The 25,086-nt window shown below is 44.1% G+C and carries 16 protein-coding genes; 12 read left to right on the top strand and 4 right to left on the bottom strand.

Annotation, left to right across the window (positions count from 1 at the left end):
- The first annotated feature begins 14 nt into the window (after window positions 1-14).
- From MHH56_RS26590 to MHH56_RS26570, 5 genes are all read left to right on the top strand, one after another.
- Window positions 15-1,241, top strand: a complete 1,227-nt coding sequence (locus MHH56_RS26590; RefSeq protein ID WP_339204648.1) for an MFS transporter — start codon at window positions 15-17, stop codon at window positions 1,239-1,241.
- Between the two features lie 144 nt (window positions 1,242-1,385).
- A complete protein-coding gene (locus MHH56_RS26585; protein ID WP_339204647.1) occupies window positions 1,386-2,747 on the top strand; it encodes a DUF2087 domain-containing protein in 1,362 nt (453 codons plus the stop codon).
- 34 nt (window positions 2,748-2,781) lie between these two features.
- Window positions 2,782-4,026 (top strand): MFS transporter, encoded by a 1,245-nt coding sequence (locus MHH56_RS26580; protein ID WP_339204645.1) that lies wholly within the window; start codon window positions 2,782-2,784, stop codon window positions 4,024-4,026.
- 330 nt (window positions 4,027-4,356) lie between these two features.
- Window positions 4,357-5,337 carry an S-layer homology domain-containing protein gene (locus tag MHH56_RS26575; RefSeq protein ID WP_339204644.1) on the top strand — a complete coding sequence of 327 codons (981 nt, stop codon included), beginning with the start codon at window positions 4,357-4,359 and terminating at the stop codon, window positions 5,335-5,337.
- Window positions 5,338-5,603: 266 nt separating this feature from the next.
- Window positions 5,604-11,897: a CARDB domain-containing protein gene (locus tag MHH56_RS26570; protein ID WP_339204642.1), complete on the top strand. Its 6,294-nt coding sequence runs from the start codon at window positions 5,604-5,606 to the stop codon at window positions 11,895-11,897.
- Window positions 11,898-11,994: 97 nt separating this feature from the next.
- Here MHH56_RS26570 and MHH56_RS26565 read toward each other — a convergent pair whose 3' ends face one another.
- Both MHH56_RS26565 and MHH56_RS26560 read right to left on the bottom strand, forming a co-directional pair.
- Window positions 11,995-13,743: a sugar-binding domain-containing protein gene (locus MHH56_RS26565; RefSeq protein ID WP_339204641.1), complete on the bottom strand. Its 1,749-nt coding sequence runs from the start codon at window positions 13,741-13,743 to the stop codon at window positions 11,995-11,997.
- A 432-nt stretch (window positions 13,744-14,175) separates the two neighbouring features.
- Window positions 14,176-15,342, bottom strand: coding sequence for an ROK family transcriptional regulator (locus MHH56_RS26560; RefSeq protein WP_339204640.1), 1,167 nt, complete (start codon window positions 15,340-15,342; stop codon window positions 14,176-14,178).
- Window positions 15,343-15,573: 231 nt separating this feature from the next.
- Here MHH56_RS26560 and xylA point away from each other — a divergent pair, with 231 nt between their 5' ends.
- The 4 genes from xylA (at window position 15,574) to MHH56_RS26540 (ending at window position 19,424) form a co-directional block, all read left to right on the top strand.
- Window positions 15,574-16,887 carry a xylose isomerase gene (gene xylA / locus MHH56_RS26555; protein ID WP_076268964.1) on the top strand — a complete coding sequence of 438 codons (1,314 nt, stop codon included), beginning with the start codon at window positions 15,574-15,576 and terminating at the stop codon, window positions 16,885-16,887.
- A 19-nt stretch (window positions 16,888-16,906) separates the two neighbouring features.
- Complete coding sequence (xylB, locus tag MHH56_RS26550) at window positions 16,907-18,403, top strand: xylulokinase (RefSeq protein WP_339204639.1); 1,497 nt, start codon at window positions 16,907-16,909, stop codon at window positions 18,401-18,403.
- A gap of 84 nt (window positions 18,404-18,487) precedes the next feature.
- The gene (locus MHH56_RS26545; protein ID WP_339204638.1) at window positions 18,488-18,949 is read left to right on the top strand and encodes a methyl-accepting chemotaxis protein; all 462 of its coding nucleotides are present in this window, start codon (window positions 18,488-18,490) and stop codon (window positions 18,947-18,949) included.
- Window positions 18,900-19,424: a methyl-accepting chemotaxis protein gene (locus MHH56_RS26540; protein WP_339204637.1), complete on the top strand. Its 525-nt coding sequence runs from the start codon at window positions 18,900-18,902 to the stop codon at window positions 19,422-19,424. Before MHH56_RS26545 ends, MHH56_RS26540 begins: the two co-directional genes overlap by 50 nt.
- 129 nt (window positions 19,425-19,553) lie before the next feature.
- On the opposite strand, the gene MHH56_RS26535 is transcribed toward MHH56_RS26540, so the two are convergent.
- Complete coding sequence (locus MHH56_RS26535; RefSeq protein WP_339204636.1) at window positions 19,554-20,459, bottom strand: helix-turn-helix domain-containing protein; 906 nt, start codon at window positions 20,457-20,459, stop codon at window positions 19,554-19,556.
- A gap of 181 nt (window positions 20,460-20,640) precedes the next feature.
- Here MHH56_RS26535 and MHH56_RS26530 point away from each other — a divergent pair, with 181 nt between their 5' ends.
- Window positions 20,641-21,051 carry a hypothetical protein gene (locus tag MHH56_RS26530; protein ID WP_339204635.1) on the top strand — a complete coding sequence of 137 codons (411 nt, stop codon included), beginning with the start codon at window positions 20,641-20,643 and terminating at the stop codon, window positions 21,049-21,051.
- A 77-nt stretch (window positions 21,052-21,128) separates the two neighbouring features.
- On the opposite strand, the gene MHH56_RS26525 is transcribed toward MHH56_RS26530, so the two are convergent.
- Complete coding sequence (locus tag MHH56_RS26525; protein WP_339204634.1) at window positions 21,129-22,385, bottom strand: NAD(P)/FAD-dependent oxidoreductase; 1,257 nt, start codon at window positions 22,383-22,385, stop codon at window positions 21,129-21,131.
- Window positions 22,386-22,447: 62 nt separating this feature from the next.
- Between MHH56_RS26525 and MHH56_RS26520 the strand changes: the two genes are divergently transcribed.
- Window positions 22,448-23,284 carry a lysophospholipase gene (locus tag MHH56_RS26520; protein ID WP_339204633.1) on the top strand — a complete coding sequence of 279 codons (837 nt, stop codon included), beginning with the start codon at window positions 22,448-22,450 and terminating at the stop codon, window positions 23,282-23,284.
- A gap of 111 nt (window positions 23,285-23,395) precedes the next feature.
- Window positions 23,396-25,081, top strand: coding sequence for an ATP-binding protein (locus MHH56_RS26515; protein WP_339204632.1), 1,686 nt, complete (start codon window positions 23,396-23,398; stop codon window positions 25,079-25,081).
- Window positions 25,082-25,086 lie beyond the last annotated feature (5 nt).

The following is a 25,086-nucleotide window of genomic DNA, read 5'->3' as shown; positions in this document are numbered from 1 at the left end:
AGGTCCTACTAAACATGTCTGCACAGCAAGAAACGAGAAAAATCAATAAAGAAGCGATAAAATCAGCTACTGTATACTCGATACTCATTTGCATCAGCTCCGTTCATCTCATGAATGATATGATGCAGTCGGTTGTATCCGCGCTGTTTCCCGTATTGGAGCAATCTCTACGGTTAAGCTTGGCACAAATCGGCTGGATTGCTTTTACGCTCAATATGACTTCATCCGTTATGCAGCCTGTTGTGGGCTTGATCTCGGATAAGAGACCCGCGCCTTGGATGCTTCCTGTCGGGATGTGTGCCAGCATGCTCGGGATGGTTGGCTTAGCCTTCGCATCGAACTTCTACTTGGTGCTGCTCGCGGTTGTGTTTGTGGGGCTTGGCTCAGCCGTGTTCCATCCGGAGGGCTCTCGGGTTGTGCATTTGGCCGCAGGCAATCGCAGAGCTTTCTCCCAGTCGATCTATCAGGTTGGCGGTAATTTTGGTCAAATGCTCGGCCCGTTGATGACGATGCTGATCTTCCTGCCGTTTGGACAGAAGGGTGCTATATGGGGGACATTGCTTGCTGCTACAGCCATTATTATTTTGACGAAAGTCGTTCCTTGGTATAAGACGCAGTTAGCTGTACATGATGGCAAAATGCAGCGCAAAGCGGCAGGCAGCGCGAAGCCCGCTCTTGCACCCAAGGTTGTTGCGTTTGCACTTGCTATCTTGTTCGTGATCGTATTTGCACGATCCTGGTATGCTGCAGCGATCGGTAACTTTTATCAGTTTTATGTGGTGGAAGCCTATCATCTGACGATTAAGCAAGCACAGATTCCATTGTTTCTATTTATGGCAGCTGGTGTTGCTGGTACCTTTCTTGGTGGCATATTGGCGGATCGGATCGGACGCAAAAAAATGATGCTGATTTCCATTCTAGGTGCAGCACCATTCGCTCTCATTCTGCCGCATCTGCCTCTAGCCTGGGTATATCCAGTAATCGTAGTGCTTGGTTTTGTTTTGCAATCGGGCTTCTCGGTCAGCGTCGTGTACGCGCAGGAGCTAATGCCCAGCAAGGTAGGCACGGCTTCAGGGCTTATAACGGGTCTTGCTTTTGGAATGGGTGGACTTGGTGCGGTTGTTCTCGGATATTTGGCGGACGCCCGTTCACTCAGTTTTGTTATGGTCGCTTGCAGCGTGTTACCGCTAATGGGTTTGCTGGCGCTTATGCTGCCAAAGGATAGGAAAGAATCGGTGTAACTCGAATAGGAATGACAGAATAGTCGCTTTAAGGATATTTTCTTAAGGCGACTTTTTTTGTTGAAAATAATATTTGATAAAAACCAAACATAATTATATAATGTTTATAAAATAAGCAAACGTTATTGAGAGGTGTTTAGATAAATGGTTACTGAGGAACGATTTTGGTCGGCGTCGCTAGAAGAACTGAAGCAAGGTTATGTATATGAGGAAGCGGAAGGATTTTATTATTGCCTCATTTGCGGAGAAAGCTTTGAGGATGGAGAGATTTTTCGGGATGAGCAGTCTGGACGCTGGTATGAGGCGCGTAAATATGCAGCCTATCATGTGCAGCAGGAGCATGGCTCCATGCTTGATTATTTACTTGAGCTGGATAAGCGGCAGACGGGTCTGACCGACTTGCAGAAGGAGCTTATTCAAGGTTTTGCCGATCAGCTGACTGACAACGAGATGATGAGCCGTACTGGTATAGGCAGCGCTTCGACCATTCGAAATCATCGTTTCGTGCTGAAGGAAAAGGCCAAGCAAGCAAAGCTGCTGCTCGCGATTATTGAAATGATGGACCATGGCAACACTGCTGCTCCGCGATTCGTGCCTGTACATCGGACGGCTACACAAATCGATGAACGTTATGCAATTACAGAGGATGAATACGCAGATCTTTTGAAGCAATATTTTCCAGATGGTCCTGAAGGTCCACTCGCCTCATTTCCGCGCAAGGAGAAACGTAAAGTAGCAGTGCTGCGTCATATTGCCTCTTATTTCAAAAGCGGAGTCCGCTATACAGAGAAAGAAGTGAATGAGCGGTTAATTTCTTTTTGGGAAGAAGATTATGCAACACTGCGCCGCTATCTGATCGATTATGGCTACTTGGATCGTAAAGATGATGGCAAAGTGTATTGGGTGAAGGGTTCAGGAATTAAGAAAAATGAGCTTGAACAGAGTGGGTCGACCGAGCAGGTTGAGCAAATGACAGCCCAAAAGAAATCTGCTAAAGGCAAGCAAGGAAAAACGGATAAACAGAAAGCTCAGGCCAAAGTGCAGGAGCAAGAGGAAGAACGAAAGGGTGAACCAAAAATGGATAAGGCAAAGAGGAAGCAGCTGACAGCTGAATATCAAGAGCGTGAGCGGCAGATGGGTGTTTTTCAGATCAAAAATAATGTGAACGGAAAAATTTATTTAGGAAGCTCCACTAATTTAGATGCCCTTTGGGGAAAAGAGCAGTTTGTACTGAATATGAATGGTCATGCGAATAAGGAGCTACAGAAGGAATGGAAGCAATTTGGCGGCGAAAACTTTTCTTTTCTCGTTCTAGAGACCGTTAAATTGGAACAAAAGATTCGTTATGATTATAAAGACGTATTGGACCCGGAAGGCCGTCAGCCCGTTGACATGGTGCGGCAATACAACAGAGAAGTCAACGATTTAAAGGAGCTATGGGCCGAGAAGCTGCAGCCTTATGGTGAAAAGGGTTATCATGGCCCTGCCGAGAAGGTGGAGAAATAAATCATTTTTTGGTTGAGGGAGAGTGCTGATTGAAATGTCTGCTAAAGAAGTAACAGGAGCGGGAGAAAGTTTGCTTCGAAACAAGTTTTTTCAAACGATTATATTTTCAAACGTATTGCTTCAAATTGGAATTTGGGTAAGGAACTTCGCTATTCTAATGTATGTGACAGACAAGACGAACGAGGACCCGTTTGCGATTAGTTTGATGGGCTTCGTGGAATTTTTACCGATTTTCGTGTTCTCGTTCATCGGAGGAACGTTTGCAGATCGCTGGAAGCCGCGGCTCACGATGATTTGGTGTGACTTTTTATCAGCGTTATCTGTGTTTGTTGTACTGATTACATTGCTTTACGGTTCATGGCATATGGTGTATTTTGCAACGTTTGTATCGGCAATCCTATCACAATTTTCACAGCCCTCTGCGATGAAGCTGTTTAAGCAGCATATTCCGGCAGAGCAATTGCAATCGGCGATGGCGATGTTCCAATCGCTTATGGCGATATTCATGGTGCTTGGTCCGTCACTTGGTGTCATATCGTATCAAAAGTTCGGCATCGAAGTTTCCATTGGAGTCATGGGCGTAGCGTTCTTGCTCTCCGCTGTCGTTTTGTTCAGAATTCCGCGTGATCGTGAAGTGGAGAAAACAGACGCTGCATTGGAGAAGCATTTCTGGAAAGAGTTCAAGGATGGATTCAAGTATGTATGGCGCAGTCCAGTCTTGAAAGCACTTGGAGGTACGTTTGCACTAGCGGGTACGGCAGTAGGAATTGCCCAGACGCTTGGCTTGTTCATCGTGCTTGAACGTCTGGGTCAGCCTAAGGAGTTTTTGCAATATATTCTGATGGTTAACGGGATAGCGATGCTGGTTGGCGGCGGGGCTGTCATGGTTATAGCCAAAAAAGTAGCTCCGCAAAAGCTGCTCGCAATTGGCCTATTAATGAGCTCGCTTTGTATGATTGGTGTAGGCTTATCAACAAGCATACCCATTACATTAGTGCTGCAATTTATTAGCGGTTTAGGCTTCCCGATGATTCAAATCGGTATTAGCACAATGATTTTGCAATATTCGGAGGAGTCCTATACGGGACGGGTCAATGGCGTGCTTACCCCGATGTTTATGGGGATGATGGTTATTATGACGCTTGTTGCCGGACAGCTCAAAACGGTGTTTCCGCTCGTCGGCATTTATTGCGTCGCAGGATCGATTATGTTTTTGGGAATGCTGCTCCTTGTTCCGTTGTTCAAGCATAAACCGCTTGTTGTTCAGTCTAGTTCTTAGTTGGCTGCGGGTTATTGACAGATTCTCCGGTGTGAAGTAACATTTGCTGTAGTTGATATGTAGGATAGCGAAGCACGCTTATTCCCTCGGTAGAGGGAGGGGCGTGCTTTTTTTGCGTTGCTTCAGCAGTGTTTCTTGGGAGAGTTGCCTGCTGATGGGGGAAGGAATGTTGTCGAAATACGGGAAATAGTGGAGGGAAAGGGGATAAGAAAAGAAGGGGAAAGAGACAGGCAAGAAGAATGATTATGAAGCTGCTGTAAAAAAATGTGTTAAAAATGTTTTTTTATCGCTGGTGAATTTTTATCATCCTAATAAATGGAGTGGTTAAATATGCGGAAAATAGGACAAATCTTGCTCGCAATTACGTTATTGGTGACGTTTCTGATAAATACGGAGACAGCTGCGGCAGCAGTTGCTTTTACAGATACAAAAACGCATTGGGCAAAGGATGAAATTGCGACGGCTATTAACCAAGGATGGATTAATGGTTATGATGCAAAAACATTTAAGCCAAATGCGAACATGACGCGTGCAGAGTTTTTGAAGTCGATTGCGATGGCGATGAAGGTGAAAGTGGAAGATACAGATACGCCTTTTGTTGATGATACGGGTTGGTTCCGAACTTATATTGCTACGGGTTTAAAACAATCGATTATTAAGGTTGGCGACTATCCTGAAAATACATTTGATCCAAATCGTATGATTACGCGAGAAGAGATCGCGCGTATGACGATCCGTGCGCTAGGCAAAGATGCCGAAGGCGTAAAGTCAGGTTATTTGGCTGTGGCAAAAAAACTGGAGATTATGAAGGGTTATCCTGATGGTTCGATGGGCGGAGAGAAGAATGCAACTCGTGCTGAGGCAGTGGTGATGATTCTGAATACGTTGATGGCGAAGAATGGGAAGCCGGTGGCTTATCCGAAGACGAAGGAAGAGTTGAATACATTGATTCAGAGTTTACCTAGTTTTAAGGGGAATACGACTTATGGTAGAAATCAAACCATTCTAATTAACCTTAAAGGAACGGATACATTTCAAGATAATAAAGTGACAATTGAATATAAGGCTGAATTAAAAAGAACTACACTTAACACTTTTGAAAGTTCAGCGGATGTAAAAGAATTTGTCAAAGATATTTTAAAATATTATTATCCTATATCATTTGAAAAAGCCTATAGTAACTATCTTAAAGTGGATAGTTCTAAAGCCGGGGACGCTACGGATGAAATAGAAACGACTTACGATGGAAGAAGTTTTGTTGTATATAAAGGTTCAGATGATACAGGGGTATCCTTTTGGATTGGTGGGTGAGTTTTATAATGAAAGTCGTTAAGAATTTACTTATCATAGCTTTATGTTTTGTGGTTTTCATAACTTCATTCCCTCTACATGTTAGTGCAGCTACGAATTGTCCAGCACCAGCTAAATATAGCGATTTGGCGCAAGAATATATTGATTTTTATAATATACCGTTGAAAAACTCTAAAGGTGCTTTAAACGAAAAATTTTTATTAAATCAATCCAACATTGGTTCAAGTGTTATAGTTTATGGTTGTCCATCAGATGTTGACAAATTAGTGCAAGATGAAAAAAAGGGACAATCTCGTTATCTTGGTTGGGATTATGAAGGAAATCTATATCGAAACTGGATGTTTGAAAGTGATTCAAATGCAACCAAAAGTGTGGCGAAGAATTGGGTAAAGACACCATGGGACACTAGTGTAGGAAAATCAAAAAATATAAGGGAATCGACAGTGCTTAATAGTAATCCTGATGCAGCACAATGGATGAAAGAAATAATAGATCCGTATGGTCATTCAAAAACATTTTTAGAAAGTTACAATAAATTAAAAGGAACGAGCTGGACGGGGGATACACTCTTAGACTATGTCATAATACAGCAAGCTCGAACAAAATTTTCTCCTGGTGTCGTTCAAATGTGGAATATATGGCAGCCTGATGATTCGTGGTGGTATGAAATCTTTACTATTCCAGCTGAACCGCTTCCGCCACCGCCCTCAAAACCTGATCTTATCATTAGCGCAATAGTCAATCCGGCAGATGCATGGGTTGGCGACTCTATACCAATTAAAATTACTTCAGAGAATAAAAGTAAAACGTTAAGTAGCGGAGCATTTACGGTAGGTATAGTTGGGACAACAATTAAATCAGAAATCATTTCAAACATACCACCCGGACAAACCAAAACAGTTACCGTCAATGTATCCTCTACATCAAGCGGAATTAAGACCTTCACAGCGAAGACTGATTTTGGTGAAGCCGTCATCGAATCAAACGAAAATAACAATACCAAAGATTTTAAAATTGCATTCAACAAAAAGAACGAACCCACTACTCCAATAGCTATCATCTCTCATAAAGAGGGAGACCATCGAACAACCCCCGAAATAACCATGAAGCCGGCAACAGAGCCGAAGCTTGATGACAAACTCTCCTATTCGCCAGGCAAGGAATCTATCACCATTCGAGATTGGAAATATAAAAACCCAACAGGTAAAACGATTGCAACAAAACCAACAGCAAAAGATTTTGCTGCTGAAGGGAAATACATAATTGAGCTGCGTGTCACCAATAGCGCAAAAAAAGTTTCGGAGTGGGCGCAGCTGATAATAAACGTGGCAAATAAAGCAACGCCAAATCCAAGCACAAGCCCTACGCCAACTCCTGAGCCAACACCTACACCTAAGCCTGATTTGAAAGCGGATATAGAATTTGATCCTCCTAGTATTATTGCAGGGGAAAAGTCCTCGCTTATAAATCGGTCAAAAGGACTGAACGGCTACACATGGACATTCACGAACAACTTGAGCGCAGTACTACCAAATAATACAGACTTTGAGTTTTTGTACAAGACTTATTCAAATCCTGGGTTTTATACGGCTGAAATTACCGTAACCGATGGATTTGGCGGATCGCAAAAGGATACTGCATTGCTTCGGGTTGTCGATCCCAAACCAGTAGCCATCGTATCGGGAATAACGCGTGTGATACAAGGAAGGCCTTTAGAGCGACCTTACAATCTTTTAAACTCGTATACACCATTAGAGGATAGAGGCGAAAAAATAGATTTTAGCAAGTCGGAGATGCGCTATAAAAAAGTAGGAGATGCAGCCTATACAAATGGTTGGTTCACCGTAACGCCTGCTAATTTAGGCGAATATAGTATCGAAGGAAAGGTTTATGACACGACTGGAAGAGCTAGTGATTGGGATGATTTAATTATGGAGGTTATTCCTGATGCACCACCTACAGTCGAAGTGCTAGCACCTGAAGAATCATATCGAGGTAACGGATTCATGCTTTATATCGATGCAGAGAGTCCTGACGGCGATATTCTAAATCATCTTTTTCTCGAAGAGCGATATGACCAAGATGGTGATGGAAACTTTGAGGAAGAAGCGTGGAAACCCTTATATAATGGAGTTTTTAAAACAACGCATTCGCTCAATTACTCTAAAGTAGGGAAGAGGCAGTATCGTGCTACCGTGACAGAAGACTATGGGTTAAAAGGTAGTTCGGGCATTGCCATTACTGATATTCTGAACTACAAGCCGTCTGCAAACTTCAACGTGTTTGGAACTACACAGCAGCCAGGACAGGGAGAAGACAGCGGCCCACCAGTTACGAACTACTCAACACAATCGATTTTCCGTTCGTGGACGGTTAAGACGCCATACAAAGGCGGAAATGCCCAAAAAGCGGCATGGAAAGCGGATGCTACTACACTATCGACAAAAAATGGAGTGTACGCAAACTTTTCAGTTGGATACCCGAACTCAGGAAATGGAGCGAACTCACGAACAAAATATCAGCTTGCTGCTGATATTGTTGCTAAACCCACTTGGAGTGTGCCAAATTCAGAAATAATATTTAACAAGGTTTTCGGTGGGAATCGTCTATATTCTTATAGTCAGAATTATAGCTTGCCTAACTATCCCTATACATTTTATGAACGAAATTCAATTACAGGTGAGCTTTTGAGGACGGTTAATTTTGATACACCTAGCAATTTCACACTTATGGAAATTGGCGGAGATGAAACATTTTACTTTGCAGATAGAAGACAAAATGCAGCCAACCCGTATTTAGCGGTCATTGCGAGGTACGATAAAAATGGTGTATATCTTGATTCGATTAATTTGCAATCTAGTTTAACATCACCTAGCGGACTAGGCAGCGGAATTGGACCGGCTCTTGTCCAAATATCATCTGATGGCGAATATATGTATGTGGCTAGTAAATTCTCGTATGATGTGCCTGAGCAATATAATTATAATTACAATAATCAATTGCGAATTTTCAAATACTCCTTAAAAACGAAAAGCTTAGTGTGGGAAGCACCAGGGGAGAACTTGGATCGTGGATTTATTTCAAACATTAACTTGACCGAAGATGATAACGGAGATACGTACGTTACGTATAACTTTGAAGATCGCTATTCTTCTGGATTAGGAGGAGTGAGAGGTCTCGTTGTACAAGTGAAAAAAAATGGTGTAACTCGTAACGTTACTGTAGGGGGTGCAATTGGACTATCTGCGGCTTCCATATCTGATTCAAAAAGATTTGTCTATGTAAATTATGTGTCCATGGGTAGCAGTAAAACAGGTACTACTATGTTTGAGGCAATTGAGAGCGGTACTAACTATTACGGTGAAGAAATATTTAAGAGCGCTTTTGGAAGAAGGATTGTCAGTTACGAAAGTTCACATCCATTAGGTTATTCAGATGTAGCACCCAATGCAAATCCAATCGTTTTTTCCAATTTATTGACGTATTCCCAAGGCAGAACGCACGAATCGTATAATGCATTTTTTAATTACTATGGAGACCAACACGGCGGTTTTCAAGGTGTAGATTATGGTGCAAACCTTGGTAAAATATTTATCAATCAATACGATCAGATTATTTATCCAGTGTTTATGCCTGTGGGAACCTCTTGGGGTGATCCCGATGCACCTAAAAAAATATGGGCCACGTTGTATAACGCAACAACCAATAGTGTCATTGCCCAGACGCCATATTCCGGAGCAGAACCAGGAAATAATCAAAAGCTATCAGGATCATCATCAACACCTATTTTACCGGATGGCTCCATTTATGTTTTTTACGATAAAAATGTCATGCCGTTTGTTTCAGCTAACGCTAATGGAACATTAAAGGAAATAGATGCAAATACCGTTGAAATTACGAGTGACGATTGGGGCGGACTGCTCTATGATGTTGGAAGTGCTATGAAAAACTACGCCTTAGAATTTCATGCAAATGTAAGTGATATAAGAAACGACAAGGTTATCGGAGCTGCTTTTCAGATTCAGAATGAGAAAAATATGTATGCAATGGAGTGGAGCAAGAACACCCTGTCGCTATTCCGTGTAGTCAATGGTGCGAAAAGATTATTGCAATCTACACCAATGACACGAACTGCATTTAACACGTATCCGATTAAAGTAGAATCGGTTAATGGCATTCAGCGTGTATATGTGAATTATGCGAAAGTACTAGAGGTTGCCGATGGTACGTATACAAGAGGCTACGCGGGATTAATGTCACTTGGGCAATCCAACGCTGTATTCTCTAATGTAAAGAAAACGAACTATGGTGACACTTACATCGAACAAACCTATGATTCTGTTCTCGTCAATGATCCGATCTCTTATGAGAAACTATTCAATGACGTTGAAAAAGATCCAATGGGAGCAGAAGAGTGGAGCTACAGCCATAATCCAAACTTCTTTGAAAATCCAGAAGGGTTGAGCATTTATAGCGGAAAAACGTATGGATCAACCATAAACGAGCTAGAGAAACCTGGGGTATATGAAATCACCTTCCGTGCTAAAGACAATCCTGGTCTTTCTGCTTATAGCAAATGGTCAGAGCCAGTGAAAAAGCTGCTTTATGTACATCGACGACCGGTCGCACAGCCGGATGTTAGGTTTACAGGCAAGGTTTTTGCAGAAGGTGAAGCACTAGATTATGAAACATTTGATACCTCTTATGATCCTGATATTGCTCATATTTTATCAGACAAGTTATTCCGTACACGATGGGCTGATCAAAGCACATGGACAGTCGGGAAACGGGAGTACTATAATCGCCCTGGAGTGGAGCTGATTGTACAGGAGCAAGTTCGAGATATACACGGAGCATGGTCTTATTGGGGGCAATCGATAGTCTATAAGGACGGAATACCGCCAGTTAACCAAACGAAGCCTGTTATGACCATTACGGTACCTGCTGGAACGACTCCAACAACACCGACGGTGCTGATTAAAGAACCGACGATTCGATGGACGTATTATGACAAGGAGAATGATCCGCAAGAAAGTTATCGTTTAACACTAACCTATGTCGATAACAATGAAACGGCCTTGTATATTGAGCATGAAGGAAATGCACTTACGTATCCTATGCTTGCGGAAAGCATCGTTCCAGGTCGCGTCGTTAAGGTGCAAGGGCAGGTTTACTCAGTAGGGGTATGGTCTAATTTAAGCAATATTAAATATTTTGTGCTGGATCTCCCGCCGCAAACCTATTTACTTTCGTTTAACGGGCTAGATGCTAATAATCCTATTTATACAAACTCAAATCGCCCACAGCTGCACGCGTTTACGATTGATCCAGAGAACCACCCCATTAAAGCGATAGACTATGAGGTGTTCAAAGCATCAAGCGGTGTTATGGTAGTGGACACAAACTCAGCTTTGGCTGCTGATAATTACACAACACCTGCGTTAGCTGAGGGGCTGCATTACTGGAGAGCGAGAGCGAACGACAGCTATATATGGGGACCGTATTCAAGCAACGGGTTTTTCTTTGTCGATACGGTTAAACCTGCAGATGTGAATGAACAGCTTACTGTTGAACCTACGGCCGTAACGGTTCAGTTCAATACCTTCTATGATGCCGAGCCTTCCTCGGGACATGCTGCTCGCACTTTCTATTTGCAAAAAGTGAACGCGAGCGGCAGTGTGACGAATATTGATTTAAATGGTGACGGTAAAATAGAATACAGCATTCCTTTAGCACTTTCTAAGCAATCATACAAAGTTGCTGGGTTGATTTCTGGACAAGCATATCGCCTTACCATAATCGATTATGACGTTGCCGGCAATGAAGGGCATTATGAATATATTTATTTCGTTACCAATCGACCTCCGACGGCTGACTTTGATTGGACGCCCAAACCTGTATATGAAGGAGATATGACAACGTTTCTATCGAATGTGACAGATGCTGATGGCAATACGCTTACGATTGCTTATGAGCTGACAAGTCCGCTCGGCGTGAAGAACAGCTATTTCTATACCGTTAATGGTCCAAACTATCCGGTAAAAGGGCCTTCACTGAGGTTAACAACGGTAGGGCTTTGGAGTATGAAGCTAACGGTTAGCGACGGTATAGCTGAGCCGGTTAGCGTAACCAAAACGTTGCAGGTGCTGCCGCTACATGTCAATGCTTATGTACGGCATACTGAGCTATGGGATCAGCATCGTAAGGCTTTTAATTTAAAACAATCAGGAGATGAGAATTCGCCGCGCGGTTATTCGATATTTTGGGCGGGAGAGAAATTTATACTGGAGGCAGATACGACCATTACAGGTACGGCTACAAAAGCGGATCGGGTAGAGGTGCATATGCATACTTACGAAACGTCTCTAACCGCATTAAACGCAGGGCAAACCAACTGGAAGGGTGAGCTTTGGGATGCATCATTCACAAAGCTTGCTAAAGGCACCTTAACATTCACATTTTCTGCTTACTACAATAATGGCACAGTGAAAACGAAATCAGTAGACATAACGATCGATGGACAAACATTAGATATTGTTGGCGTACATCGCGTTCAATAATGGAGCGGGTTATTAGGTCAATTGTAAGTAGAAAAGCAATAAAAACAGGCATGCTGCCATCGCAGCATGCCTGTTTTATGTTTGAGACTAATGAGCACTAATCCTCGATAGCGGCTTTTTTGCTGTTGATCGCTTTAATTCGTTCAACATCAAACTTCGGTTGTCGATCGTAAGTATAAAGCCCATTCACTTCTTGTTCCACGTCATAAAGCTGTGTATAACAGAACCCGAACATATTAGGATTCTCAAGAAGAGTACTGGTCAAGCCGTCATATCTTTCAATAAATTGCTCGACACTTTGTGGACGATCCCCGTAGCCCCAGCTTTTCTCATCGGACTGGTTAGGATTCCACCAAATTCCGCCATACTCACTGACGAAATAAGGTTGGCCGTTATAGCTTTGTCTATCGGGGAAGGAAACCCACGCCTCGCCTTTCTCGGCAAGCGGCTGATAACGTTCCCTGAATGTAACAGGATTCTGATCATAATCGTGGACGTCAAAAATGTCCGTTACAACATGGAAGTTGCCGCTTGTATCGATGACCGGACGCGTTGGATCAATAGCTTTAGTCGTCTCATAAACGACGCGAAGTACGTCATTATCTTGACGAGTGCCGCGCGATGAGTCCCATGTTTCATTAAATGGGCACCATCCGATCAAGCTTGGATGGTTAAAGTCTCGTTCCACACCCTCAATCCATTCCGGTAGAAATTGAGCAAGGCTGGCAGCTGTTGATATATCGAGACCCCAGTTAGCATGCTCTCCCCAAACCAAATATCCAAGCTTATCTGCCCAATATAGGAATCTAGGCTCGAACATTTTCTCATGCAATCTTGCACCGTTGAAACCAAGTGCGAGCGACATTTCAATATCTTGTTTTAAATCATCGTCAGTAGGTGCTGTATAAATGCCTTCAGGATAGAAGCCTTGATCAAGAACGAGCCGTTGGAATACGGATTTGCCATTAATACGGAACGCCTTACCATCCAATTGAATGGAACGCAAACCAAAATATGAAGAAGCTGAGTCCAATACTTCGCCATCTCGAATGAGTTCAAGCTCAAGATCATAAAGAACAGGTGAATCGGTGTTCCATAATTTGATTTTAGAGAGGGGCAGCGTTAATGAAACGGACATCGAGCCGGCGTTTGCCGTTTGTTTTCCTACGGACAGGCCATCGAGCAGCGCATTACATCGGAACTGTACATCTTTTGTGTTGCCAGACAGCTTGGCAGTCACATGCAGGCAGCTATTCTCCGGGTCTGGAACGAAACGGCAAGATTCTATATATGTTTCAGACACATGCTCAAGCCAAACTGTTTGCCATATGCCAGTCGTGCGGGTATAGTCGCAGCCTTGTGAATGGTAGGTACCGCTCTGCTTGCCGCGCGGTTGTAAGCCAGAGCGAGTATCATCCTCGGCATATACGGTAACCATATTTTCACCTTGCTGGAGGGCATCTGTAATATTGAATGAGAAAGAACTGTAACCGCCTCGATGCTTGCCTACATGCTTGCCATTAACCCACACCTGAGCCTCGTAGTCTACCGCTCCAAAATGCAATATTGTATGTCCGCCGTTCCAGTTGTCAGGAAGCTTGAAGCTTCGTTTGTACCAAACGGCTGGAATGAAATCAGTATGCCCAATGCCTGACAGCCGGCTCTCTGGACAAAAGGGGACGATGATGCGTTGAGTTAGCTTTTGCTCGTCTTGGTTTAATCCGCGCGAGATACCGCTTTTTCCAGGATCCATTTCGAATTGCCATTCACCATTTAAATTGAGCCATGAATTTCGAGTGAACTGGGGTCTTGGGTATTCAGGGCGAGGGATTTGCTGCTGTTCCATTTTTCATTCCTCCATTATGTTAATTTAAAAGTTAATAATAAGTTCTTATATTATTGATTTTAATGAATATTAGACCGAATTGTCAATGAATAATTAATTTAAATCTTTTATAATTAACTTTTAAATTAATAAATTGCTTATTTAAAACACCAATTTAAAAGAAGATGGTATTAAATCGAAGCTATTAACTGATTAAAAATACTGATCAAAGTTACAGCCATACAATAACCTAAGTAGCCGTACTAAACCTAAATGTGAGCACTTCATATTTTCCAAGATGTATCGTGCAAAGAGAAATAAAGAGGGGCGAAAAGGAGCTGATCAAGCCGGGTGAATATTATTGTAATGCTGTCCTGTTAAAAAAAGCCTGCATCAGAGTTAGTCTGCTGCAGGCCATGAGAAAAAAACAATGTTCAGCAATGCATAACGATGCTACTGCCCGCTCTTAATCTTCGTGAAAAACGTGCTAATCGCGTAATATGCCGCGCCGCGTACAGCTGACTGCTCTTGAAGCTCTGCAAACAAGATTCGCATACGTTCGCGATGATACGATAGTGTGCGCTGATCGACGGCAGCTTGTACGGCTGGCTCCAGCCACTGAGCAGCACGGCTCATACGGTTGCCAATAATGACAACGTCAGGATTAAATACGTTGACGATATTAGCAATGCCTGCGCCTAAATAATCGCCAATCGAGCGTATATGCGCGATAACGCGTTCATCTCCAGCTGTTGCAGCAAGCAGCAGATCTTCCAAGTTCTCAAAGCCTAACGATGCTGTACTCTCAAGCAAAGCATTCTCCGAAGCATATAACTCCCAACAGCCACGATTGCCGCAGCTGCAAGGTTTGCCGTCATACTCAATCGAGAGATGGCCGAGCTCACCCGAGAATCCTGACGCGCCCTTATATAATTCCTTGTTCAAAATAATGCCTGTTCCAATACCGATTCCGACGCTGACATAAATTTGGTTAGCGATGCCTTGTCCTGCGCCGTATTTCTGCTCTCCTTGCGCACCCGCATTTGCTTCATTGTCTATCGTAACTGGAAGATTGAAGCGCTCTTCGAGCTGCTGCTGCAGCTCAACTTGTCGCCATTTTAAGTTTGGTGCAAAAAGAATCGTGCCATTGTCATCCACGATACCTGGTACGCCGACGCCGATTCCGACAATCCCGTATGAGCTCTCTGGCGCATCATTAATAAGCAGCTCAATACATGAAATTAACTGCCCAATGACATGATCAGCATCCTGCTGCTTCAGACTGCGCTGCTGCTCGGCAATCACATTGCCTTCGAGGTCTACGAGCAGGCCGCGAATATAATTGACACCAAGATCGATGCCGACAGCATAACCGGCCGTACCATTAAAGAGCAGCATGACAGGTTTGCGCCCGCCGCTGGATAGTCCGGGACCATTCTCAACGACGAGATGGGTGTCGATCAAATCCTGAACGAGACTGGAAACAGTCGCCTTGTTTAATCCGGTCAACTCCGATATTTGAGCTCGAGAGAGCGGGGCATAACCAAGCACCGCTTCAAGCACGATGGCTGTATTTATTTTTTTGATGAGCGCTAAGTCGCCTGTTGGTTTCCTTTTCAAAAAAGAGTGCCTCCGTCCAAATAAAAATATTTATTATTGTATCATGAAAAGCCTAATCTAGAGCCTACTAGATGGGGATGCGGATTTTGAGACATCTAAGCCTAATAAGTACTGCATTTATTTTAACACAAAAACTTAGTTTGTTTAATAGACAAACTAAGTGGAGGCATGTTATTCTTTATGTAAGCACTATCATAAACTTCTAATCCATGAAGGAGGATTTTGATTACGATGACTTATTTTAAAAATATTAACACAATCCAATTTGAAGGTAAGGGCTCAGACAATCCGCTTGCATTCAAACATTACGATCCAAACCAAGTTATTATGGGCAAAACGATGGAAGAGCATCTTCGCTTCGCAGTTGCTTACTGGCATACATTTAATGCGAATGGTTCGGACCCTTTCGGATCAGCTACTATGGTTCGCGGCTGGGATCAATATACAGGCCTTGACCGCTCGAAAGCGCGTGTTGAAGCTAACTTTGAATTCATGACTAAATTGAATATTCCTTTCTTTGCTTTCCACGATGTGGACATTGCACCTGAAGGCGAAACGCTGCAAGAAACGAACAAAAATCTTGATGTTATCGTAGCTTTATTGAAGGACAATATGAAATCCTCCGGTAAAAAGCTGCTTTGGAACACTGTTAATATGTTCACGAATCCGCGCTTTGTTCATGGCGCTGGCACAACTTGCAATGCTGACGTTTATGCTTATGCTGGTGCGCAGCTGAAAAAAGGTCTTGAAGTGGGTAAAGAGCTTGGTGCGGAAAACTATGTTTTCTGGGGCGGCCGCGAAGGTTACGAAACACTTCTTAACACGGACATGGGCTTTGAGCTTGATAACCTAGCACGCTTGTATCATATGGCAATCGCTTACGCGAAGGAAATTGGCTTCGACGCGCAATTCCTGATCGAGCCGAAACCAAAAGAGCCAACTAAACATCAGTACGACTATGACGCAGCAACAACGATTTCGTTCTTGCAAAAATACGGCTTGAAGGATCATTTCAAACTTAACCTTGAAGCGAACCATGCTACGCTTGCAGGCCATACGTTCGAGCACGAGATTCGTACGGCTGCAATCAACGGCATGCTTGGATCGCTTGATGCGAACCAAGGCGACCTTCTTCTTGGCTGGGATACAGATGAATTCCCAACCGATCTATATTCAACTACACTAACGATGTTTGAAGTATTGAAAGCTGGCGGCATTGGCCGCGGCGGCGTTAACTTCGATGCGAAGGTTCGCCGTGCATCATTCGAAACGGATGATCTGTTCCTTGCTCACATCGCTGGTATGGACAGCTTCGCTTGGGGCTTGAAAGCAGCTGCCAAATTGACGGAAGAGAAAATTCTCGACAACATCGTTGACAACCGTTACCGCAGCTTTAAAGAAGGCATCGGCGCGGATATCGTTTCCGGCAAAGCAACGCTTGCTTCACTTGAGCAATATGCGCTTCAAAACAATCCAATTAAAAATGAGTCCGGACGTCAAGAACGAATCCGCCTTATCTTGAGCGAAGTTATTTTCAGCGTTTAAGTCGGGAGGACTCTGACAAATGAGCTATGTAATCGGTATAGATTTAGGAACGAGCGCCGTTAAAGTGCTGCTTGTTGACCGTGATGGCACGGTAGCTGGGGAAGTCTCCCGCAGCTACCCGCTGTTTCATGCTTACTCCGGGTGGAGCGAGCAGCGGGCAGATGATTGGGTAGAAGGTACAGTTGAGGCTTTGCGTGAATTGACATCAACAGCAGGCATCGATGCCCAGTCAATTGAAGGGATTAGCTTCTCCGGCCAAATGCACGGACTTGTACTGCTGGACGGTGAAGGAAATCCTGTTCGCAACGCTATCTTATGGAATGATACGCGTACAACGGCGCAATGCCGTGAAATTGAACGCACGCTTGGAGACAAGCTGCTTAGCATTACTCGCAATCCAGCTTTGGAGGGCTTTACGCTTCCTAAGATTTTATGGGTTCGCGAGAACGAGCCGGATGCCTTCGCAAAGGCAAAGCTGTTCCTTCTGCCGAAGGATTATCTTCGCTACCGCTTAACAGGCGAGCTTCATATGGATTACTCCGATGCGGCGGGAACGCTTCTTCTTGATGTGGCTGGCAAAGCATGGAGCGAAGAAGTGCTTGAAGCGTTTGGAATCCCGGCCGAACTTTGTCCACCGCTTGTTGAGTCGCATGGACTCGTAGGTACGCTGCTGCCGCTGTATGCTGACAGCACAGGGCTGCCAAGCACGACGAAGGTGTTCGCGGGTGGAGCGGATAATGCATGCGGGGCGATTGGCTCAGGTATTTTATCCGAAGGTTTAACGCTTTGCAGCATTGGTACTTCCGGTGTTATTCTCTCTTATGAGAATGATAAGACGAAGGATTTTGCAGGCAAGGTGCATTTCTTTAATCACGGCAAAGAGGACTCCTTTTATGCAATGGGAGTTACGCTTGCTGCTGGCTACAGCTTGAGCTGGTTTAAGAAAACATTCGCTCCGAATGAATCCTTTGATCAATTGCTCGAAGGTGTAGGTGCAGTGAAGCCGGGAGCTGGCGGATTGGTGTTCACGCCATATCTCGTTGGCGAACGCACCCCACATGCGGATCCGCTCATTCGTGCAAGCTTTATCGGCGTTGACGGCTCACATGAACGCATTCATTTTGCTCGTGCGGTGATGGAAGGCATTACTTTCTCGCTTAATGAGTCAGTCGATATGTTTAGAAGCGCCGGCAAGACGGTCGATACGATCATTTCGATCGGCGGCGGCGCGCAAAACCCAGTATGGCTGCAAATGCAGGCTGATATTTTCAATGCAAGGGTTGTCGCATTAGAGAATGAGCAAGGACCTGGTTTAGGCGCTGCGATGCTTGCTGCATATGGTGCAGGCTGGTTCGACAGCTTGGAGTCCTGTGCGAATAAATTCGTTAAGCATGCAGATTCGTATTCGCCGCAGCCTGAAGCGGTTGCTGCTTATGCAGGCATTTTCAAAGTGTACCAGCAGGTTTATGAGCAAACAAAAGGCTTGAATGAGGCGCTAGCGCCTTATCGCGGCTAGTCGTATACAATAGAAGGGACTGTTATCCTCGATTTGAGGGTGACGGTCCTTTCTTTTTTTTTTTTGGACCAGTGATTCAGAAAAATGCCTTTTATTAAAACATTTAAACTAACATTCTATCGTGAAGGAGCAGAGAGAGCGGTAAACGTTAGCGGGGATATACATAAACAGAACAACATTGAGATCATTAGCGGTCTTGCAGCGGCAACGGTACTTGTCGGATTTCTTATCTGGTACGTTCGCAGAGCGATCTCCATTCCGATTCAGAAAACGGCGCAATTCCTTTCAGAGGTAGCCCAAGGAAATTTATCCGCTATCGTCCCGAAAGTGAAAAATCGTGATGAAATTGGAGAAATGGTCAGTGCTTCCGCTGAAATGCTTGCCTCTCTTCGTTCTGCCATTACGAGTGTACAGCATGCTTTGGATGAACATAACCGCTTCATCAGAAGAGATGCTGGCTATTTCAGAGCAAAATCGCAACTCAGCGCAGCATGCAATGAACAGTTTTCGAGAGGTAGCCGCAGGTTCGCAGGAGCAGCTGCATAGCTTTCTAGAAATAAGTCACGCCTCAGAAGAAATGGCTCTCGGTGTACAGCAGCTCGCAGCGCACACCCGAAATATTGGAACCATATCTGAGCTGATTGGAAATATTTCAAAGCAGACAAATCTGCTGGCGCTGAACGCCGCGATTGAGGCGGTAAGAGCGGGAGAGCATGGAAGGGGCTTCGCGGTTGTAGCGGAAGAAGTGCGCAAGCTCTCTACACAGTCAGCGGAATCTGTTGTGAAAATTCAGGATTTGATCAATGAAATTCAGAATGATACAGAAACTGCCGTGAAGGCTATGAGAATGAGTGAAGCTGAATCGATAGAAGGACTGGCAAGTATAACAGATACAGGAGATGCATTCATTCAAATCGCACATGCTTCAAGAGATGTGCTTGAAAAAATTCAGGAGGCAGTATCCTCCTCGGAGCAGCTGCAGCAAGTGCACGGGAGGTCAATTCATCCATTTCCCAAATGACAGGAATTGCCTCTAGAACCTCCGCAATTGCCGGCGAAGTTTCTGCAGCTAACGGCTTGCGTGTAATTGCAATGGAAATGAACGAAGTGGCTCAAAAATTCAAGCTTTAAATAAAACGTGGAGCAGCTATTATCGTTTATAGCTGCTCCATATCATTTCGGGTCTAACACCCAACTCTCCGGCGATCAATTCTGCCGTTAGACGCTGGGGCTTTTTTATTTTCCCATTGCGAATTTTGGAAATGGTCGTAAGAGAGATAAGCGTTGACTGAGCGAGTGAAGTGACGGATATATTTTTACTGAGCATAAGCATACGAAGCTTATAGGAGGGGTCCTCATCCTGATTATTCATATGAAGGCTGGTTAATATGACAACAAAGTTTTTTAACGTCCGATTGCCATTGTAAAACGGCTGAACAACCGCATCAGCATTATAGCAACGATCCCCAAGCTTAAGATGAAAGTCCACGGATTCAGCCGTTCGGTTGTTTTTCGCATATTCTAATACCCTCTTAAGCTTGCTTCGTTCATGGTCTGGAACAAGCTCAAATATGGATTTGTTCAAATAGGAAGAGGAGGGCTGCTGTACAGGAGCATAATAATGCTTAAAGCTCATAATGTTATAGCGCTCATTCACAACGGCAGATACCATTATTTTATGATGCAAAATATATTCGTCAATCCATTTGGCTTCCCGTAAATCCTTGCAAATGATGACATAAACAATGCGGTCTTCGAGTTGGAGCTTGCGGCAGGACAAACGTATATCTGCAGGAGTCGATGACTTCGTGACAAGCTTGCATTCAAGAAGCGGTGATAGGGCTTGCTCATCAGCAAGTTGATGTACGGCTTCATCAAAGGAGAGAGTTGTCTCATCCGTCGATATAATAGTAGATGGATCGAGGAGCATAAGATCTGATTTCTTAAAACCGGAAAAAGCTGCAAAAGCTTGATTGACGTCTACAATAGACCAACGGGATTCGTCCCACTCGACGATAAGCATAGGATCTGAAAGTAAATAAAATAAATGGTTCATCGATGACATCCTCCTTATCAATAGCCTAGCTGCACACTTATGTAATGATTATGTCACAAAACATAACATAATAAAATAGTTATTTGTAATTATATATCATGACGCCTTGCCGTATTCTTTTTTTACATGATTTTGTATGAATAGGGCATGTTAAACAAAACGTTAGAAAGGATGATCGCTATTGTCTACGAACTCAGCCTTATTGTTTGATTTTAACGATGCTCAAAGTGCGGCTCTTGCTTGCGAGACGCTGAGGGAGCTCGGATATGAGACGGTTCTTCATGAAGGAAGCAGCATGCATGTTCATTTAGAAGGAAGCGATCTAACTTCAGCACTCGAAATTGCACAATCACATGGCGGTCAGCTCGTCGAGCAAGCAAGTATCGATGAGGATGCAGTTACCGGCACTGCATACTCGCATGATGCGATTGCAATTCCGGCACATCTTGTGAATGAGGACTGGGCTACAGAGGGTGGACAAGGCAATGACGCTGAGGAGCTGCACAATCGGGATGAAGCTGCGGATTATTCTGAGGAATTTCTTCCTGATCCCGGGACGTATGATCATTTTTCAGGAGATGTTCGAATTTAGCCGTACTTCACGTACATAATTGCAATAAAAAAAGGCTGTCTCAACGTTTAACGACGTTTGACAGCCTTTTTATATCCTTACTGAATGACAGCATGAAGTCCTGCCGTATAGCCTGTGGAGAAAGCCGCAGTAATGTTGTAGCCTCCGGTGTAGCCATGAATATCCAATATTTCTCCGCAAAAAAACAAGCCGCTCATGAGCTTGGATTGCATCGTCTTTGGATCGATTTCCTTTAACTGAATGCCTCCGCCGGTTACGAAAGCATCTTCAATGGATAAAGAGCCATACACTCTAATCGGAAAATGTTTGATCAGCAGCGAAAGGGCTATCCAGTCCTGTTTTGGAATATTGTCATAAGTAAGGCTATCCGGCAAACCCGCCTTTTGAAGCAAGATTGGTATCATTTTTTCCGGCAAATAACCTTTAAGAACATTTTTAATCGTTTTTTTCGGTTCAAGCTCGGAGAGTTTCAGTGTTTCCTTATAGACCTCGTCTTTGCTTTTATCAGGCACTAAGTCAATCGCAACCTCAATATTGCCCGTCTTAAATTGCTTAAGAGCTTTCACTACAAATTGACTGCATCTTAGCACAATCGGTCCGGAAATACCGAAATGCGTAAATAGCATATCGCCTTGATGCTCAATAATCTGCTTCCCTTTCGGGTTCCAAACCGACAGTGCAACGTCTCTCAGAGATAGCCCTTGCAGCTCCTTGCTTACAATGAAGGGCTCATTTGACGTAAGCGGAACCTCAGTTGGAAAAAGCTCAGTTATCGTATGCCCGGCTTTTTCTGCCCATGCATAACCGTCGCCGGTTGAGCCGGTTTGGGGCACGGACTTGCCGCCGGAAGCTACAATGACACTGCGGGCACGGAATGTTTCACCAGCTTTTGTACGCACGCCTGTGACCCTTCCATTGTCATACATGATATGATCGACAGGAGCGTTCAGTATGATTTTGACACCTTGTTTGCGTACCTGGTTAACAAGCGTATCTACGACCGTTTTAGCTCTATCTGATACGGGGAACATGCGCCCGTTATCCTCTTCCTTTAAAGCAATGCCAAGGTTCTCAAAAAAGGCGATAATATCCTTGTTATTGAAATTGGAGAAGGTACTGTGAAGAAAACGCCCATTACCGGGAATATGCTTGATCAGCTCATCCAGTTCTTTATTATTCGTTACATTGCATCGGCCGCCGCCGGATATGCCTAGTTTGCGTCCTAATTTATCGCCTTTGTCTAGGAGAAGCACTTTAGCGCCTTCCTTGCTTGCAGCAATACCCGCCATTAGTCCTGCGGAGCCTCCACCAATTACAATTGCATCATATTGCATCGCTTTCCACCTGCTATATTATTAGTAGTATTATAATACCACAAAAGAAAGGCGGCGTTTGAATGCTGCGAGATGAATGGGTCATAACTGGAGCTAAGGGGTCGCAAATATTTTTGCGGGAATGGACGTCAGAAACGAGAGAGACAAAAGCTGTCGTCTGTCTCGTACACGGGATGGGGGAGCATGGCGATCGTTATGGACATGTAGCTGCTCAGCTTACTGCTGCTGGCTTTGTACTTATAGCGCTGGATCAGCAAGGCCATGGCCGCTCTTCAGGCAAACGGGGGCATCTGCATTCACTTGGCGCAGCTGTAAGCGATGCAGCGCTTATGATTGAAGAGGCTGGCAAACGGCACCCGGGAACGCCGATCTTCTTATACGGCCACAGTATGGGCGGCAATGTGGCGCTTAATTGTGCGCTGCGACTTCAGCCTCCAATTCGTGGACTCATACTGACAAGCCCTTGGCTTCGGCTAGCATTCAAACCGCATCCAGCTGTGGAGTGGTTTGGACGCAAATTGGCAGCGGTTGTCCCGAAGATGCACCAATCAACAGGCTTAAATCCTGCCGATTTATTTCGTCCTGGCTATGACCTTGCTGCGCCTATCGTGGAAGATCCGTTATGTCATACCAAAATTACTCTCCAAACGTATATGGAGATTACCGCTGCCGGCGAGTGGGCGATCGCTCATGCATCCAGTCTGCAGGTTCCACTGCTGCTTATGCATGGCACTTCTGATCGCGTAACATCCTTTGAAGCAAGCGCGCTTGTTGCTGAGCGAATCGGAGACCAATGTTATTTTAGACGCTGGGATGGCGGGTATCACGAGTTGCACAATGACGTGGAGGGGAAAGAGGCTGTTCAAGAGCTAGTTTTTTGGCTGGAAGAACAATTGTAAATAGATGTATTTTATGTTTTAATCGGATTAATAGATTGTTTCAAATAGTAAGCTATTTCACGTAAAAAACATAATATGGAATAGATTCAGAGCGTAGTAGGGGGATCGGACGTGACGTCTGTGTTAAAGGAATTGCTCTTACAATTCATTGTGTCCTTATTGCCTGTTTTCGCCTTTCAGCTTTGGTATGACAAAGACCAAAGATGGAAGGGAATACCTATTTTTATGAGCCTTTTTTGCGGTGGATCGATGGTGTTGTGTATGGTGACTGCTCCTGATTTATTAGGTTATGAAGTCGATTTTCGTCTCATTCCTTATGTAATAGGGTCTCTCTATGGAGGCGTGCCAACATTAGCCGTCTTAACCGTCATCTACATTGTAGTAAGAGTATCTATGCTCGAAGGCAGCTTGGAAGTCATTAACTTTATCATTTTTGTCATTGGTTTTGTCCCGCTGATGTTGTATGCGATTCCATCTTTCCAGCGTACTTCTGTTTTAGGCAAAGAACAGAAAAAACGCAGGGGCTTAGTGATCATGTCCATTTTGATCCTATACTACATTATTTCCGTTACTGGAATTATGTTATTTAATGGTATTTGGTGGTCGAATGTGATGATTTACGTGCAGTTGATCTCTGTTTGTGCATCTTTAATGGCAACTTGGCTCTCTATCTTTATGATCGAAAATGTTAAGGAGAAGCAGCAGCTCTATGATGAAGTGAAACGAATGTCGGTTAATTATAGCAATGAAGTGGAGAAGCTTCAGCAATTTATAGATGAGACTTCATTTGGGGTAGTCATTGTTGATCGAGAAGGCAAAATCACACATTTTAATGATATAGCCAAAACAGTTCTCAGCCTGCCTTCAAAGGATTCGGAAGTGAAGGACTTGCTTGGCGTCTCCTTCCCGCTTATTTTTCAGGATGGACATGGGGATGTCTGCATAAAGCTGCTTTCTCAGGCGTTAAACGGCAGGAAGAACACACTCGTTCCGTACGTTAGCGGCGATAAAATGCTGCTCTTGTCGACGATTTCGATGCGTACATCGGTTAATGCTGAAAATGCAGGCGCATCACTTATCGTTCAGGATGTAACGGAGCTTCGTCAACTTCAGAGTGAGGTTGGGCGAATGGAACGATTAAGCCTGGTAGGTCAAATGGCTGCAAGCATCACTCATGAAATACGCAATCCGATGGCGGTTATTCGCGGCTTTGTCCAATTGATTCAGGAGCGCAGTCCAAAAAATCAAGAGGAATACTTTCAGATTGTGATCGATGAGCTGGATCGTGCGAATATGATTATTAGTGATTTTCTATCGCTTGCTCAAAATAGGGAACTAGCCATGGAGCTGACTTCCCTGCATGATGTTGTTAATGAACTTATACCTCTGCTTAGTGCGGATGCGAATTTGCGAGGCCAATCTATTGAAGTGAGCCTTTGCGAAGATATACCTTTAATTATGATGAACGACAGAGAAATTAAGCAGCTATTTCTTAATATTGCCCGTAACGGAATGGAAGCTATGGGCAATAAGGGCTCATTACATATTAGTACTCGTAATAATGGAAATAAAATTGAGCTGCGGATTGCCGATCAGGGTGTCGGTATACCTCCAGAGCAAATGCAGCATTTGTTCGAGCCTTTTTTCTCGACGAAGACGCAAGGAACAGGGCTTGGCCTGCCGTTATGCCTAAGCATCGCTGAGCGCCATAATGGCCGGATTGACGTTGAGTCGAAGGAAGGTGAAGGTACAGCGTTTATCGTTACTTTCACAGTGCCGGAGGAACGCGCGAGTTGAATGAA

It is taken from the genome of Paenibacillus sp. FSL K6-3182 (genome assembly GCF_037976325.1).
Classification (GTDB): domain Bacteria; phylum Bacillota; class Bacilli; order Paenibacillales; family Paenibacillaceae; genus Pristimantibacillus.
Note: the sequence above shows the minus strand (reverse complement) of the source record. Positions and strands in the feature narration are given on the sequence as shown.